The organism is Streptomyces sp. NPDC090798, assembly GCF_044768965.1.
In the GTDB taxonomy this organism is placed as follows: Bacteria; Actinomycetota; Actinomycetes; order Streptomycetales; family Streptomycetaceae; genus Streptomyces.
In genome coordinates this window covers 188,966-204,369 of the sequence record NZ_JBIVXA010000011.1, presented here as the reverse complement: position 1 = coordinate 204,369, position 15,404 = coordinate 188,966, and the positions used below count along the sequence as shown (strand labels likewise).

The following is a 15,404-nucleotide window of genomic DNA, read 5'->3' as shown; positions in this document are numbered from 1 at the left end:
AAGCCGTCATCGACCGTGCCTGACCGCACGATGTGGCACGCCGCGCCCTGCGGTCCCTGCCTTCCCCCCTGGCTCACCTCAGATTCTGCTCAGAATGAGGGAATTAGCGATGGCCCCCTCGGAACAGTTCGGCATCATGCTGGATATGAAGACCAGGGCGAGACAAACCGCGCTCGCCGTCATCCTCGCCCTCGGGGTCGTCGGGTTCGCGCTTCTTCTGTGGCGCGGCCCGTGGTGGATCGACGGCGCCCACCTCCGCAAAAAGGATCTTCAACCCGCCGACGGAGTCGTGATCACAGGCTTCCGCACGATGCTCGTGGCTTTTGGAGCAGGAGTGATCGCGGGACTCGGCCTTTACTACACGCACAAAAACCATCAACACACCGAGAAATTGTTCGCGCACACGCGCGAGAAGGATCGAGAGCAGGCCGATCTTACTCGCGAAGGCCAGGTAACCGAACGCTACGTAGAAGCAATCAAGCTACTGTCCTCGGAAAATATTACGCAGCGCCTAGGCGGGATTTACTCACTCGAAAGGATCATGCACGACTCGGAAAAAGATCACGCCCTGGTAATTGAAGTGCTGGCAGCCTTTATTCGAGAGCAGTCATTCCAGAATCTGGTCAAGGTGGAATCCGCGGCCTACAACTCCTACCGTCGGGGAGCTGTCAGAGATGACGTACAGGCGGCGCTGACTGTTCTAGGGCGCCGCCCTGCCCGTACCGAGCCCTTTGAGATCGATCTGCGAGGCGCAAACCTCCCCCGAGTCAACCTTTTCAGGGCGAATCTTGCTGCTACGGATCTCCGGGGAGCGGATCTGTCCGAGGCCTACTTGGCCGAGGCTAATCTAGCTGGAGCAGAACTCGAAGAAGCCAATCTGAAGAACGCAAAGCTGGGCGGAGCGCGCATGTGTGAGGCGCTATTGACTCGCGCCGATCTTTCCCGCGCAGACCTTTCCCAGGCAAACCTGTCAAGTGCACAACTGTACGGCGCTGTACTGATTCAAACCCTCCTGTCAGGGGCCGACCTTTCAGGCACAGACCTCACTAGAGCCGACATGCGAGGCGCAAACCTTAGTGGGGCACGCATAAATGGCGCACACTTCGTGGAGACAAACCTGGATCGGGCACACCTGTGGAGCATCGAGGGTGGCTCAGATGGAATGTTTGCGGCGGCTCACCTAACCTCCACCACTACGCTGCCCGAACGACTAGCGGAATCTCCGCTTATCCAGAAACGGATCCAAGAATGCGAGAATAGGGTCGCAGCCACCGCCAAACGTGAGGCGAAAGGGAAAGGGCAATCGATAAAAGAAGCTCCGAAGAACTGACCTCTTCACATTACGAGTTGTCCAATCTTGGTCCGGTGACGCCCATCGTGCGACTCGCAACGCTGATCAGGGAATCCGCCGGACTTCGGTGGACGTCAGCGGACTGCCCCGAACCGAGCGGCGATTGAGACGGCGATGAGACCGCCCCTGACGTCAAGGATGGCCCTCGTGGGGCGTTCCAGCGGCTTGCCCAACGTGCGAGGCTTGAGCCCGACGACGGGCAGACAGAGAGGGAGAGCGAGTGGCGCAGCAGGCGAGCCCGCGCGGGACCTTCCAGAAGATCGCGGACGCGGTGAAGGCTCAGATCGAGTCCGACCCGAAGATGGTGGAGCTGCCGTCTGCCGCAGACCTCGTGCGCGACCACGGCGTCTCTCGCGGTGTCGCGCTCCGGGCTTTCGGCGTCCTTGAGAAGGAGGGCATGGCAGAACAGGTGCCGGGCGGACGCTGGCGCGTGGTCCGGGCGGGTCAGCGGATTGACCGTCGACCGCTAGCGGACCGGATCGCTGACGTGATCGCGGATGACGGTCTGGAGGTAGGGGCAGCCTTCCCGAGTGCCTCCACGCTGTGCGAGAGATTCAGCGCCTCACGCCCGACGGTGACCAAGGCACTGGAGAAACTGGAAGCCGCAGGATGGCTGTCTGAAGGAGGGCAGGGGAAAGTGCGGACGGTGCGAGCCCTGCCGAATCGAGAGGGGCGTTCCTAGCTTTGACGAGACTGACGGAGTGGGCTTACCCACTCGCCGAATCGCTGCTCTCGGAGCCGCTGCCGCGTCGCTGGAAGCACTCCCTGGGAGTCGCTGAGCGAGCACGCACGATCGCTTCGATCGTCGGCGCGGACGCCGAGCTACTCGAAGCGGCTGCGGTGCTCCATGACATCGGCTACTCGCCAGACCTCGCCAAGACGGGATTCCATCCGCTCGATGGCGCCCGCTACCTCCGGGACGTGGCCGACGCCGACCAGAGGGTTGTGCACCTGGTGGCGCACCACTCCTGCGCATGGATGGAGGCGGAGGCGCGAGGCTTCCGTGAGGAGTTGGAGGGCGAGTTCCCCCGCGAGAGCGCGCACCTCAATGACGCTCTCTGCTACTGCGACATGAACACCACGCCGGACGGCACGCCAACGAATCCCGTGGACCGGATCAACGAAATCACCGGACGCTACGGCCCGGACAGCCTGATCGGTACGTTCATCCGCCGCGCCGAACCCGAGATCCTCGCGAGCACGGCCCGCGTCCTCGAACGGGTCGCTGCCGCCAAGCGTCAGCCGATGTAGGGAGCCGTCCGCATACGGTCCATCGCGTGCTCGATCCGGAGCCGCATGGTGGGGTGCACGTCCAGCGTCGACAGGTCCGCGGGGGCAACCCAGCGGACCTGTGTCGTCTCGTTGCTCGTACGTACCTCACCGCCGACCGGCCGTGCACGGAAGCAAATGCTGAACTGCTGGCGAACTTCGCCGTCGTCGTACCGCATCACGTGCCCCGGGTCGGTGTAGATCCCGGACATGTCGACGACCTCGGCCTTGATTCCGGTCTCTTCCCAGACCTCGCGCACGACGGTATCGCTGATGGACTCCCCCACGTCGTGCCCACCGCCAGGCAGCGCCCAACGGCCGTTGTCGGACCGCTGGATCATCAGCACCTCTCCCGCATCGTTCTGAACGAACGCCACCACCGAGGGAACGACCGAATTGGCCGGCGGGGCTTCGGGGTCGTGCAGGTAGTCGATGCGTCCCATGTTCAAGCTCCGGTGATGTCGTGGTCCGTGATGGGGCGAGCGCCGCCCCAAGTCTGTTCGATGCTATTCGCGTACGTGTCGAACAGGCCGCCGCCCGGCATGCGACGCAGATGGAGAACAGGGGCCAAGTAGGCGCCGATGCCGTAGACGTGAGGGTTCACGAGCATTTCGTCATCAGAGCGATAGATGGAGTTGTAGAGCGTCGAATCGTGCAGCCGGAAACCGATGTCTGGGTGGCTCTCGAAGAGTGGGCGATAGTTCAGTAGGGCATTGCGAATCTTGCCGTCCATGATCCGGTGCCCTTCGTCTATGCCACGTTGCCGGACCGCTTCACAGCCGGGGTTCCCAAGCAGGATTCGCACCTGCGTGGTCCCAGCCACCTTCGCCTTCAAGAGGTCGTGAAACACGGGATCTTCAGACAGGAACAGCCCGGAGTAGACGAGCACATCTAGGTGGTTCTCCGCCCGCGCGTAGATCTCGCGCCAGAGTCCAGCGGGCACCGTGTGCCGATGCGGGTAGACCGCGACGATCTCAGCCTTGCTCAGATCCATCGCGCTGTCGACGGTGCGACTGTCCTCCCACAGCGTGGTCACGTCGACCTTGAGCGCTGAGGCTGTCGCGTACTGATGGCGCCGGTACGGCGCTTTCCCCTGAGTGATCCAGCGCTCGACAGTCTTCGGGTTGACCTCGATCGCTTCCGCCAAGTCCTGGACGCTCATGCCTCGCGCCAGGAGAGCGGACCGCAAACGCTCATTGGACATCTGCACTCCCGATGGGACTTCTAGGGAGCTCTTGACGGTAGCCAGATCGGCGCGAGCTGTCCACGCATGGGGTCACCAACTCCCCTGACCTGCACCGATTCTGATGGTGCGCCAAGAAGTCCCGGCGCGAAGCCAAGGAAGTTCCGTCGCTGCACTTGACGGAGCCCCATGCAGTACCTGTAAAACAGGTACTGCATAAGCAACGCCCGGAGAGCACGGCCCGGATACCTCGTTGCGAAGAACTCAACAGAGTGCCGACCCAGCCGCCTTCACACGGGCGGTCGATGGGCCGATGTGAGCCCGAGTGCTCACGGTCCCTGACGCCCCTTCTGCCGGGCGTCGGGGGCCGTGGCTGCTCGGCCGAGCAGACCAAACAACAACGGCGCCCCCCGGAGCGGCAACTCCGAGGGGCTGTTCGGGCCGTCCCACCGACTAAGGAGACACGACCCATGAAGTGCATCGTTGCTGGTCATGAAGCCGTTACCGCGAAGGAGTTCGCGGAGCTGGCGTTCGGTATCGACCTGGAGCTGTTCACCGGTCCGGCCGTGGAGTCCGCCGAGGAGCGGGCGGTGCGGCTGGCCGTGGCCCGCGAGGTCCTCGCGGAGCTCCGGGAGTCGGACCGGGAGGCCGCGGCATACGCGGAGTCGCTGCTGCGGACCAGCCCCTTGAAGGACGCGCGGGCCGCGGCTCGCCGGCCGCGCCGCACGTCGGCGCGCCGGACGGTGCGGCGCAACGCGGCGGTTACGGCGGTGGCGGCGTGAGCGAGAACCTGACGCTGGACGACCTGGCCGTGCCGCTGCGCGTGCTGCGGCTGCTGGCGGTCGACTTCGGGGACCTGCCGGCACCGACCGTGAGCATTTCGCCCATCTACCCGGACCGGTTGGAACTCTCGCTCCACTCGGGCCTGCCCGGGTTCGAAGCATGGCGCGAGGCGCTGGCCATCGCTCCCGAGAACGTGAACTACCGCGTGCAGAGCGACGGCCGGACGCGCGTCCTACGCTCGACGGCCGCCTACGCGGGCGCCGAACTGGAGCTGATCGGCTACGGCGACGTCGCCGCCCCGGTGACGGTGGAAGCGGGTGCGGCATGAGCGCCGCGGCCGGCGTCGACGCGCGGTCGACGGGCGTCGAGGCGCCGTTGACGCCCGTCGGTGTGGAGCGTGCGATCACCGCCCTGGCGAGCGTGCTGACGGTGGTGCTCACTGCGGTGGCGTTTTGGCTGTCGTACGAGCACTTGCAGGAAGTCGCCGCCGCGCACGGCATGGCGGAAGCGGTGGCCCGTTCGTGGGCCTGGCCGGCCACGGTGGATCTGTTCATCGTGATCGGTGAGCTGTTGATCCTGCGTGCCTCGCTCGCCCACCGGGTCGACTGGTGGGCAATCGGCCTGGTCACCGCAGGTGACGGCGCCTCCATCGGACTGAACGTCGCCGGCGTCGGCCAAGATGCGGACGCCCTCAACTACGTGGTGGCCGCGGTTCCTCCGGTGGCCGCGTTGCTGGCGTTCGGCGCGCTGATGCGGCAGGTGCACGCTTACCTCGCCCGCCGCGCGTCGACGGGCGTCGGCACCCCACCGCCGGGCGTCGAAGCACCGTCGACGCCCGTCACGATCAGCGTCGACCGTCCCACGGCACCGTCGTCCATGGAGCCTGCCGGCGGTGCGGAGCAGGTGCCGGAACTCCCGGCGGCCGTGCCGGACGTCGAGCCCGCGTCGACGCCCGCCGCCGTGGAAGCGGCCCCCGTCACCGTGTCGTCGACGGCCGTCGACCTGTGCACGCCCGTGGTCTACCCGAACCGGGTCGATCAGTTGGTCCGGGCCCTGTACGGCACCGACTTCACCCAGCCCAGCACCACCCGCATGACCCAGGCGATGACAGCCGCGGGACTGGGCGCGTCGGAGTCGACGGCCCGCACGGCACGCGGTCGAGTCAAGGCGCGCGAGCCGCACCTGACCGACTTCCCCACCGCGATCGCCGGCTGAGCGGGGGACGGTCGTGTCGCTCGCGTTCGCCAAGTGCTTCGACCCCAACGGCGCCCGGTTCGGCATTCCCACCTACCCGTGGCGTCTGGCCCCTGACGGCTACGCGACCCGCCGTCAGCTCCGTGCCCGCGGGTTACGTCCCGGCGGTCAGCCGATAGCCGCGCAGGTCCTGCGCCCGCGCTACCGGCGCGGCCCGCAGACCGCCTACCTCTACCGCATCGACCGCGCCAAGAAGGTGCGGCCCATGACCCCGGCGAAGTGGGCGGCGCTGGCCAAGGCCAACACGGCCCGCCGCACCTGCCCCAAGTGCAGCACGGACGCCGGATACGTCATCCCCACCTCGCTCGGCATGTGCGTTCCCTGCGCCTACCCCGACGAACAGTGCGCTGCCTGAACATCCGTCACCTCGTGAGGAGTCGCTCTGTGAGCACCCCGCCCAGCGTCGATGCCGGCAAGGCCGTCGGCTTCCACTACATCCTGACCGTCCAGACCCGCACCGGCGAGCAGCTGACCGTCTCCTCGGTCGCCACCTTCGACCCCGCCCTGTTCTCCCGCTCCCAGGCCTACCAGGAGATCCGAGCCATCGCCGCGGACGAGCTGGGCCACGGCGACTTCACCGTCCTGTTCTTCTCGCTCGAGCCGGACGCGTTCTAGCTCAGCCCGGCGCGACCCACCGCTTGCAGGCCAAAGGGCCGCGCCGGCACTCCCATCCCGCATCCGAGACGGAGCACTCCAGCATGACGGAACTCAGCACAGAACCGGTAGCCGTCGAGGCTGCCCCGACCGCACCGCCCCCGCCGCCCAACACTCCGCCCGCCCCCACCTCCGTCGCGGCGAAGGTGGACCACACGCCCGGTGGCTGGCCGGTAGTGCCCCTGGCCCTGTCGGGTGCGAACACGACCGTGGGCATGGTCGCCGCTGCATCCCTCGCGGGCGGTCCGATCGCCGCCATGGTCGCCGCTACCGGGGCCGTTGTCCTCGGCACGGTCGCCGCCACCCGTTCCCGCACACCCAGCGCACGCCGCGAGCCGCGGCGCGCCGCGGCTCGCACCGCAGGCCGCATGGCTGGTCTGCGCGCTGCGGGAGCAGGCGCGAGCAGGGCCGGTAAGCGCTCGCCCGCCTCCCGCTCTGGTGGCCGGGCGGGCCGGGCGCCCGGCCAGCACCGCAGTACCGGCCTGGCCTCCCGCCGGGCCGGCACCACGGCAGGCGGGAAGACCCGCGGGGCCGGCGCCGCGGGCTCGCCCAAGCGCACCACCGGTCCGGCGGGTAAGGCTGCGGGCCGGGCTGGCCAAGTGCGGGCGCTGCGTGCGGCGCAGCAGGCTGCGGCCGGCTCGCGGGCCGGACAGCGGGCGCAGACCACCGCCGCCCGCCGCGCGGTCGCCGATGCCCGCCGCCACGCCAAGGCCACCGACCGCGCCGGTTTCACCAGCCGTGCCGGGCGCCGGGGAGGTCTGGCCGGGCGGATGCTCGGGGGCACGGCGCGTAAGGCCCGTGTCGTGCGGGATGCGGCGATCGCCAAGAACCGCGCCCGGCGGGACGGCAAGGCCCGCGCCACGGTCGACGCCCAGCGCGGCGCGGTGCGCAAGGCACCCGCGAGGAAGGCGGCCCGCAGCGCGCTCTGGCGTTCCGCGGCCCGCTTCCACGGGCGCCGCCTGCTCGCCTCCCTGCTCGCCCTCCCGGTGGGCCTGCTCGGCTTCCTGACCAGTCCGATCGGCCGCAAGTTGAAGCTGCCGTGGCTGATCCACCCCGGCCGGCGCCTGTACCGGCGCCTATGGCAGACCGCCCGCGAGCAGCGCAACGTCCGAGACGACGCGATCCGCGAGGAGCTGACCGAGCGGGAGGCTGCGGCGGATGCCGAAGCCGTCCAGGACGGCACCGAGGGCATCGCGGACGGTGTCGAGAGGCCCGCGCAGCAGGTCCCCACCAGCACGAACGCCCCTGTGAGTGAAGGAGAGAACGTGTCCCTGATTACCGGATTCAGGTTCGAAGACCACGCCATCGACATGATGGCCGCGGCCAACACCTACGAGCCGGACGGCTGCATGGAGATCCTCGCCATGGTCGAAAACCTGCCGACCGCGCTGACCTGCATCGCGAACATCATGAAGATCCTTGCGGAGCGCTCCGACTCGGAGTTCCCGCTGGAGAAGCAGGTCGCGGAAGGCTTCAGCGACATCTTCGGCGCCCTGATGAGCGCCGTCGCGGTCGCCGAGGACATGGGGCCGATGTTCCGGCAGGTCCACGCGCAAGACATCGCCCGGCACGAGGACCCCCGCAACGGCACCGAGGCAGAGAAGGGCTGGAACGTCTGAGATGAGCGCCACCGCCACCGCCAAAAAGGAGCAGGCGCGCAGTGGTCCGGTGCTGGACTGGGCGGCTGGTCACGGACCCGTGACCGGCGCCCTGTCCGCCACCACCGGAGCCTTCGCCCTCGCCACCACCGGCGCCGCCACCGCCATGCCGCCCGGATGGGCCCTGGCAGTCGGCGCGGCCGGCGCGCTCGGTCACACCGTTGTCGGCCTACGGGTCCGCCATGCCGGCCGCACCCTCGCCACCCGCGCCGCCTCCTGGCTCGTCGGGGCCGGCTGGACCACGTGGGCCATGACCCACGGCCCGCTCACCTGGGCCGCCCTCGGATCCCTCGCCACCATCGGCGTGGGTATCGGCGCCGCCGCCCGGTCTTCCGCGCTGTTCGAGGAGGCGCGCGAGGAGGAAGCGCTCGCGGTGGAACACCGCCAGATCGCCGCGGAGTTGTCCGCGGAGCGGCGGGCGGTCGCCGCGGAATGGGTCGACCGCATCCAGCGCGTGTGTGCCATCACCGTGCGCGTGCTGGGAGTGGAGGTGTGGGAGACCGGTACCGGGTTCTCCATCGACGCGGAACTCCCGCCGGGCGGCGCCACCTGGAGCAAGATCGCTGCCGATTCGCCGCGGTTGTCTGCGGACGCGCGGCTGCCGCACGGCTGCACCGCCACCGCGTCCCCCGGCATCCATCAGGGCCGCGTCATCATCGACGTGACCACGGTCAATGTCCTGGAGCAGGAGCGCACCTACCCCGCCGACTACAGCCCGCTGTCCCTGCACACGGGCATTCCGTGGGGCTACCGCACCAACGCGTCACAGATCCTCGCCTACCTGCGCGAGCAGTGCGCCCTGATCGTCGGCCCGACCGGATCGGGAAAGACGAACATGGTGCACGCGATCCTCGCCGGGTTCGCCCGCGCCGAGGACGTCCTGACGTGGGTGATCGACCTGAACGCCGGATCGGCCGGCCTGCCGTGGGTGCTGCCCGCGCTGAACGGCCAGATCGTGCGGGAGGACGGCAAGCCCGTACGGCCCGGTATCGACTGGCTCGCCGGAACGTTCGAGGAAGCCATGACGATGCTGGATGCGGCCGTGCGCGTGGCCAAGCAGCGCAAGATGGGCTACCAGGACGTCCTGTCCAAGGCCAACACGGACCTGCTGCCGATCAGCGCGAAGATTCCGCAGATCATGCTGGTGATCGATGAGGGCGCGGAGATCCTGGCCAGCCCCGACCGGCAGATCCGCAAGCTCGGGGAAAAGATCCTGGAAGTCATCCGGATCGCCCGCGCCATGGGCGTACGGACCGTACTCACCGCGCTCGGGGCCACCGGCAGCGTGCTGAGCAACCTCATGATCCGCCGGGAAGCAAAGGTCCGCGTCGCCCTCACCGGAGGCGAGACCGAGGGCATGGACCTGAGCAAGATGTTCCCCGGCACCCGCGGCCTGCGCGTGGACCAAGCCCCGCACAAGGGCGCCGGGTTCATGGGAACACCGGAGTCGCCGGCCGCGTTGTTCAAGGCGTGGCGGATCCTCCCGAACCAGATCCGGGACATCATCGCCGCCACCTCCGACCGCCACCCCATGCTCGATGTGGTGTCCGCCAAGGCCGCCGGGCCCGCCTACGCGCGGCGCTGGGATGCCGACCGCACCGCATGGATGCGCGACCAGATCGCGGCGGACGGCGCCGGGGAGGTGTCGCCGGACGTTCCGGGGGCGCTGCGTCTGTCCGCGCTGGGCGAGCAGGCGGAATCGCCGGAGGATGCGTTGGCGCGCCGGTTCCGTCAGGAGATCGACGCGCAGTTCGGCACCACCCCGGAGCCCCACAGCCCCGAGCAGGTTGATGGGCCGGACCGGCCGGCCGGACTGAACCTGTCGGCGCTGCGGAGCGAGCAGGACAGCCCCGCGCAACAGGCCGCCCTCGCCGCGCTGATCGCCGCCGGACCCGAAGGCACCGGAGCATCCGCGATCGCCCGCGCGCTCGCCGACGCGTACGGCACGACCCGTCAGACCGTCGTCGGCTGGCTGAAAACGTGGATGCAGGACGGCACCGCCGTCCGCGTCGGGGAGGGCACCAAAGCCCGCTACATCCACCGCTCCCACGCATCCGACGACTGATCACTTGTCGCTTGTCGCCCCCGCTCCACCACATGCCACCTGCCGGGGCCCCAAGCCCCAAAAACGGCTTGTGACCTGGGAGGCGACAAGCGACAAGACAAGACAAGCGACAAGCAGCACGACAAGAGAGACGACAAGCAACGCGACAAGCAAACCCACCCCACCGCACGGGCCCGCGCCACCTCTGGCGCGGGCCCGCGGCACACCCCGAGGGAGCCAGAAATGAGCCAGCACACCCCGCCCGGCCAGATAGCCCCGCACATCCCCGCCGACGTCTTCCAGCGCGCCCAGGCGACCGGACAGCCCGTCGTGTTCGTCATCAACGACACCCCGCCCGCCTTCCCCTGGCAGCGGCTGCTCATCCCGTTCGCGATCGCCGGTGCCACGGCCCTCGGCACATGGGGTGTAGTCGCCGCCCTGTGCTGGCTGATGGACGTCGCCGCGCACACCGCCACCGTCATCGGCAGCGCCGCCGGACCCATCGGAGCCGGCGGCATCACGTTGAAACTCGCCCGCGGCAAGGGCGCCTAGCTACGCCAAGGGCGGCCCCCACCTCTCGCCAAAGAACGCGGGGCCGCCCTTGTCCACCTGCCCATCAACTGACCTGTGGAGGTCTCCAGCATGACCCACCCCGCCGACATCCGGCGAGCCCGCGCACAGGGCCGCGCATGAACGAGCTTCTCCGGATCGCCCTGGAACTGGCCACGGCCGGCGTTCCGCCGCTGCCCCTGCGGGCGGGGAAGGTGCCGTTTGGCAACTGCCGCACCTGCGCAAAGGGCGCGTGCGGCGGGCGGCCGAACATGAAGAGTGCAGGCCCCTGCCAGTGCCCCGCCGTGTGCCACGCCTGGGCCGCCGCCACGACCGACCCCCGCGTCCTCACCTCCCCCGCTTGGGCCCCGGCATGGCGCGAGGCCCAAGCCATCGCCTACCACCCCGGCGGCGCCGGGCTGACCGTCGTCGACCTCGACGACGCCGCCGCCGTCGCATGGGCGCGTCAGACCCTGCCGCCTACCAGGACCGTCCCCACCACCCGCGGGGAGCACTGGATCTACCTCGGGGCCATGCAGTCGGCCAACGCCGTATTGCCCGGTGTCGACGTCAAGTCCCGCATGCAGTACGCCCGTTGGCTCGGTCCCGGCACCGGCACGATGCAGCCTCTGCCGCCGGCCGTCCGCGCGCTGCTTGTGAGGGAAGAGACCACCCCCGCCCCGGGGAGGGTGGTCTCTTCCTCCCCGGAGCGCGCCGTGTGGGATGCGGCCGTGGCCACCGGATGCCGTCACACCGAGCGCTACGTCCGCACCGGCCTGGACCGCGGTGTAGCCATGGTGCTCTCCCGCACCGAATCGGGCGCCGGATCGCAGGCGTTCGGCGTGGCCCAGTTCCTGGCCAGGCAGCACGCGCAGTGCCCCGGACCGTGCGGCCTGGAAGCCATCGGCGAGCAGATCATCGCCGCGGCCGTCTCGGTCGGCGTCCCCGAGACGTATGCGGAACGCGCCGTCACCAACGGCATGGCCGCCACTCCGACCGGACCCCGGACGGCCGTGGGCGCGAAAGACGCCGCCCGTCAGGGCGTCCGAAAAGCCTTGGGTTCTCACCCGCACCCGACGGAAGGAGGGATCCACGCATGAGCACGAACGAGGTGAGCCCGGACCTGTGGGAAGGGTTCGACCTGACCGCCGAGGACATCGCCGGACCGATCTGGGACGAACCGGTCCCCCTCAAGACGCGCCCGCCCCTGCCGCCGTTCCCCGTGGAAGCGCTGCCGCCGTGGCTGGGCAACATGGTCCGCGGCGTGGCCGAGGAGACCCAGACCCCCGCCGACCTCGCCGGATGCCTCGCCCTCGCCGTGATCGCCACCGCAGCAGGCGGACGCGTCAAAGTGTGCGTACGCGGCCACTGGCGCGAGCCCGTCAACGTCTACACCGCCGTGGCCCTGGACCCCGGCAACCGCAAGAGCGCCGTATTCGACCTCATGGTCCGCCCCCTGCTCGCCGCAGAAAAGGCCCTGATTGAACTCTCAGGGCCCGTGCGGGCGGAGGCGGAGACAACCATCCGCCTGGCCAAGTCCGCAGCCGACAAGGCCGCAGGAAAGGCCGCAGGCGCCGAACCGGACCAGCGCGACGCGCTCACCGCCGAAGCCGTCCAACTCGCCCAAGCCGTGGACGAGATGAGCGTTCCCGCCGTGCCGCAGCTCGTGGCGGACGACGTGACCCCGGAGAACATCGGAACTCTGCTGGACCAGCAGGGCGGGCGGATTGCCTGCCTGAGTGCCGAGGGCGAGCTGTTCGACATCATCGCCGGCCGCTACAGCGGCAAGCCCAACATGGGGATGTTCCTCAAGGGCCACGCAGGCGACATGATCCGCGTCAACCGGCAGGGCCGCGAAGCCCAGCACATCGACACCCCCGCCGTCACCATCGGCCTGGCCGTCCAACCTGAAGTCCTCGACGCGCTCTCCCGCATCGACGGGGCCGACGGCCGCGGCCTGCTCGCCCGCTTCCTGTACTCCAAACCCCTCTCCCTCGTCGGACGGCGCAACCTCTCGCCGGACCTGCTCGACGAGCAGGTGGCCGCCACCTACGCCGCGCGGCTGGGCGGTCTGACGCTGGCCCTGGCCGGCTGGACCGACCCCGCCCTGCTCCAGCTCACCCCCGAGGCGGACGCGGTCCTGCTCGCCTTCCAGAAGGTCACCGAGTCCCGGCTCGGGCCGGACGGAAGCTACGCCCCGATCGTGAAATGGGCCTCCAAACGCGACGGAGCCGTGGCCCGCATCGCTGGACTGCTGCACCTGGCCACCCACCCCGAGGACGGATGGCACAAGCCCATCGACGCCGCCACCATGGCCGCCGCCACCACCCTGGGCGACTACTTCACCGCGCACGCCCTGGACGTGTTCGACACCATGAGCGCCGACCCCGCCCACGACGCCGCCCTCACCGTCCTCGCACAACTCGTCACAGGCAAGCTCACTCAGTGCACCAAGCGGGAGCTCTTCCGCATGCTGCGGCGGGCGGACTTCCCCGCCATCAGCGACCTGGACCCCGCCCTGGTCCTGCTCGAAGAGCACGGGTGGATCCGGCAGCAGCCCCCGCCCCCGCGCACCGGCCGCGGTGGCCGGCCGCCCTCGCCCCGCTACGAAACCCACCCTCGTATCGCCCGGGGCGTCTGACACAACCCCCAGAGCGCTGACACAACTGACAGAACCCCCCGCGCAGGCCGCTGACCAGTGCAAACAGCCATGATCGCGGTTTTGACAGAACCTAGTTAAAACTCGACAGAACCTCCGACCCCACCGTCGGGGCTCTGTGACAGAACCCCGCCCGCCGAGGTTCTGTCAGGTTTTAATTCAGTTCTGTCAAAGATCACGAACCCATCGAAACCGCAGGTCAGCGGCCTAGCGGCGAGGTTCTGTCAGTTCTGTCAGCGGATTCCCGGTTTCCGCAGGATCTGAGAAGGAGTCCCCACCGTGGCCCGCCCCGAGAAACTCAAGCTCGCCGAAGTCCTCGCAGAGATCAAGATGAGCCGCGCCGCCTTCTACCGCATGCGCGCCCGCGGCCAGGCCCCCCGTCTCCAGAAGCTCCCCAACGGCCAACTCCGCGTCAACCGCGCTGACCTGGACGCGTGGTGGGAGCGCTGCGATGAGCGCGCCGCAGCCTGAGCAAACCTCGTGAATCAACCAAGGGCCCGCCACACGGCGGGCCCTTCTCTATGGGAGACCCGTGGCACTCACCTACGACGTACGCCTCTACTCACTCGAAGTACGCAGGGACCGGCCGAAGCCCTACCGGCTGCGCTGGCTGGTCGGCGAGCGCAAGCACTCCAAGAGCTACCAACTCAAAGCACAAGCCGACGGCAGGCGCTCCGAGCTGATGTCCGCCGTGCGGCGGGGCGAGCAATTCGACGAAGAGACGGGCCTCCCCTTCTCCGAACTCCGCGCGAAGCAAGGCGCAGTGACCTGGTACGAGCACACCCGCGCCTACATCGACCGGAAGTGGACCGCGGCGCCCGCGAAGTCCCGGCGCAACTACGCGGACGCGTTGGCCACCATCACGCCTGCTCTCGTTAGGAGCCGAGCAGGCATGCCGGAGACCCATCTCCTGCGGCGGGCTCTCTACGGGTGGGCCTACAACCGGAATCGCTGGACCGAAGAGCCGCCGGAGGACGTTGAACGCGCACTCCACTGGATGGCCAGGAACTCGGTACCCATCGCCGCCCTCGAAGATCCCGCAACCGTCCGACTCGCGCTCGACGCCCTGGCGTTGAAGCTCGATGGCAAAACGGCTGCGGCCCGTACGGTGAAGCGCAAGCGTGCCTGCCTCAGCGACGTCCTCGGGTTCGCCGTGGAAGAGCAGTACTTCGTGACACCGGTCAACCCGCTCACGACGGTGAAGTGGACCGCCCCGAAGTCGGCGGAAGAGGTCGACCCCGAAAGCGTCGCCAACCCTCGGCAGGTTCGGGCACTTCTTGCCGGGGTGCGCGCACAGGGGGCTCGCGGTGAGCATCTTGAGGCGTTCTTCGGGTGCCTCTACTACGCCTCGATGCGGCCGGCTGAGGCCTCAGCGCTCCGGGCGACGCAGTGCCACTTGCCAGAGAAGGGTTGGGGCACTCTGACCCTACGGCAGGGCGTAGTGCGGGCCGGCCGGAGCTGGACGGATGACGGGAAGGCGCACCAGGCCCGGCACCTGAAGGCCAGGGCCGAGAAGGACTCGCGACCCGTGCCGATCCCTCCCCACTTCGTCCGGCAGCTCCGGCAGCACATCGCCACCCACGGCACGGCTCCCGACGGACGGCTGTTTCGGACAAGCCGCGGGGGCCTGCTGCAAGAGACCGGGTATGGGGAGGTCTGGGCAAAGGCTCGGGAAAAGGTGCTCACCGAGGCTGAGGCCGCTTCCCTGCTCGCGCGGCGGCCCTACGACCTGCGTCATGCCGGGGTCTCCTTCTGGCTGAGCTCCGGCGTGGACCCGATGGAATGCGCCCGGCGAGCAGGTCACACGATCGCGGTGCTGTTCAGGGTCTACGCGAAGGTGCTCGCGCAGACCCAGGAGCGAGCCAACCGGCGGATAGACGCTGCCCTGCGCGAGTGGAACGAGCCGGAGTGAGCGGTCGTCCGTCCCCCGGGGGACGCCTGGGGGACGCAGGCTGATCAGGAGTGGGATCCGGGCGAGACGGGGTGAGACAAGTCACCCA

At 68.9% G+C, this 15,404-nt stretch carries 17 protein-coding genes; 15 read left to right on the top strand and 2 right to left on the bottom strand.

The features are described 5' to 3' along the window. Positions 1-109: 109 nt before the first annotated feature. The 3 genes from ACIQTP_RS24760 (at position 110) to ACIQTP_RS24750 (ending at position 2,602) form a co-directional block, all read left to right on the top strand. A complete protein-coding gene (locus ACIQTP_RS24760) occupies positions 110-1,330 on the top strand; it encodes a pentapeptide repeat-containing protein (protein WP_403403168.1) in 1,221 nt (406 codons plus the stop codon). Positions 1,331-1,571: 241 nt separating this feature from the next. Beyond that, positions 1,572-2,033: a GntR family transcriptional regulator gene (locus ACIQTP_RS24755; protein ID WP_403403165.1), complete on the top strand. Its 462-nt coding sequence runs from the start codon at positions 1,572-1,574 to the stop codon at positions 2,031-2,033. Positions 2,034-2,035: 2 nt separating this feature from the next. Continuing rightward, positions 2,036-2,602: an HD domain-containing protein gene (locus ACIQTP_RS24750; protein ID WP_403403162.1), complete on the top strand. Its 567-nt coding sequence runs from the start codon at positions 2,036-2,038 to the stop codon at positions 2,600-2,602. Here ACIQTP_RS24750 and ACIQTP_RS24745 read toward each other — a convergent pair. Then, positions 2,590-3,063, bottom strand: a complete 474-nt coding sequence (locus tag ACIQTP_RS24745; protein WP_403403160.1) for an NUDIX domain-containing protein — start codon at positions 3,061-3,063, stop codon at positions 2,590-2,592. The genes ACIQTP_RS24750 and ACIQTP_RS24745 overlap by 13 nt on opposite strands. Before the next feature lie 2 nt (positions 3,064-3,065). Beyond that, complete coding sequence (locus tag ACIQTP_RS24740) at positions 3,066-3,782, bottom strand: XRE family transcriptional regulator (RefSeq protein WP_403403158.1); 717 nt, start codon at positions 3,780-3,782, stop codon at positions 3,066-3,068. A gap of 491 nt (positions 3,783-4,273) precedes the next feature. On the opposite strand from ACIQTP_RS24740, the gene ACIQTP_RS24735 reads away from it, so the two are divergent. From ACIQTP_RS24735 to ACIQTP_RS24680, 12 genes are all read left to right on the top strand, one after another. Beyond that, positions 4,274-4,585, top strand: a complete 312-nt coding sequence (locus tag ACIQTP_RS24735) for a hypothetical protein (RefSeq protein WP_403403155.1) — start codon at positions 4,274-4,276, stop codon at positions 4,583-4,585. After that, positions 4,582-4,914, top strand: coding sequence for a hypothetical protein (locus tag ACIQTP_RS24730; RefSeq protein WP_403403152.1), 333 nt, complete (start codon positions 4,582-4,584; stop codon positions 4,912-4,914). The genes ACIQTP_RS24735 and ACIQTP_RS24730 overlap by 4 nt, the downstream gene beginning before the upstream one ends. Further along, positions 4,911-5,801 carry a DUF2637 domain-containing protein gene (locus ACIQTP_RS24725; protein ID WP_403403149.1) on the top strand — a complete coding sequence of 297 codons (891 nt, stop codon included), beginning with the start codon at positions 4,911-4,913 and terminating at the stop codon, positions 5,799-5,801. The genes ACIQTP_RS24730 and ACIQTP_RS24725 overlap by 4 nt, the downstream gene beginning before the upstream one ends. A gap of 13 nt (positions 5,802-5,814) precedes the next feature. Then, on the top strand, positions 5,815-6,195 hold the full coding sequence (locus tag ACIQTP_RS24720; RefSeq protein WP_403403147.1) for an RRQRL motif-containing zinc-binding protein: 381 nt from the start codon (positions 5,815-5,817) through the stop codon (positions 6,193-6,195). Between the two features lie 29 nt (positions 6,196-6,224). Beyond that, the gene (locus tag ACIQTP_RS24715) at positions 6,225-6,455 is read left to right on the top strand and encodes a hypothetical protein (protein ID WP_403403144.1); all 231 of its coding nucleotides are present in this window, start codon (positions 6,225-6,227) and stop codon (positions 6,453-6,455) included. 83 nt (positions 6,456-6,538) lie between these two features. Continuing rightward, complete coding sequence (locus tag ACIQTP_RS24710) at positions 6,539-8,113, top strand: hypothetical protein (RefSeq protein WP_403403141.1); 1,575 nt, start codon at positions 6,539-6,541, stop codon at positions 8,111-8,113. Between the two features lies 1 nt (position 8,114). Next, positions 8,115-10,217: a hypothetical protein gene (locus tag ACIQTP_RS24705; protein ID WP_403403139.1), complete on the top strand. Its 2,103-nt coding sequence runs from the start codon at positions 8,115-8,117 to the stop codon at positions 10,215-10,217. 222 nt (positions 10,218-10,439) lie between these two features. Then, positions 10,440-10,748 (top strand): hypothetical protein, encoded by a 309-nt coding sequence (locus tag ACIQTP_RS24700; protein ID WP_403403136.1) that lies wholly within the window; start codon positions 10,440-10,442, stop codon positions 10,746-10,748. Between the two features lie 137 nt (positions 10,749-10,885). Next, the gene (locus ACIQTP_RS24695; RefSeq protein WP_403403133.1) at positions 10,886-11,845 is read left to right on the top strand and encodes a DNA primase; all 960 of its coding nucleotides are present in this window, start codon (positions 10,886-10,888) and stop codon (positions 11,843-11,845) included. After that, positions 11,842-13,386 (top strand): YfjI family protein, encoded by a 1,545-nt coding sequence (locus ACIQTP_RS24690; RefSeq protein WP_403403131.1) that lies wholly within the window; start codon positions 11,842-11,844, stop codon positions 13,384-13,386. Before ACIQTP_RS24695 ends, ACIQTP_RS24690 begins: the two co-directional genes overlap by 4 nt. Positions 13,387-13,683: 297 nt before the next feature. Further along, the gene (locus ACIQTP_RS24685) at positions 13,684-13,875 is read left to right on the top strand and encodes a helix-turn-helix transcriptional regulator (RefSeq protein WP_382306823.1); all 192 of its coding nucleotides are present in this window, start codon (positions 13,684-13,686) and stop codon (positions 13,873-13,875) included. A gap of 61 nt (positions 13,876-13,936) precedes the next feature. Continuing rightward, positions 13,937-15,316, top strand: a complete 1,380-nt coding sequence (locus tag ACIQTP_RS24680) for a tyrosine-type recombinase/integrase (protein ID WP_403403127.1) — start codon at positions 13,937-13,939, stop codon at positions 15,314-15,316. Positions 15,317-15,404 lie beyond the last annotated feature (88 nt).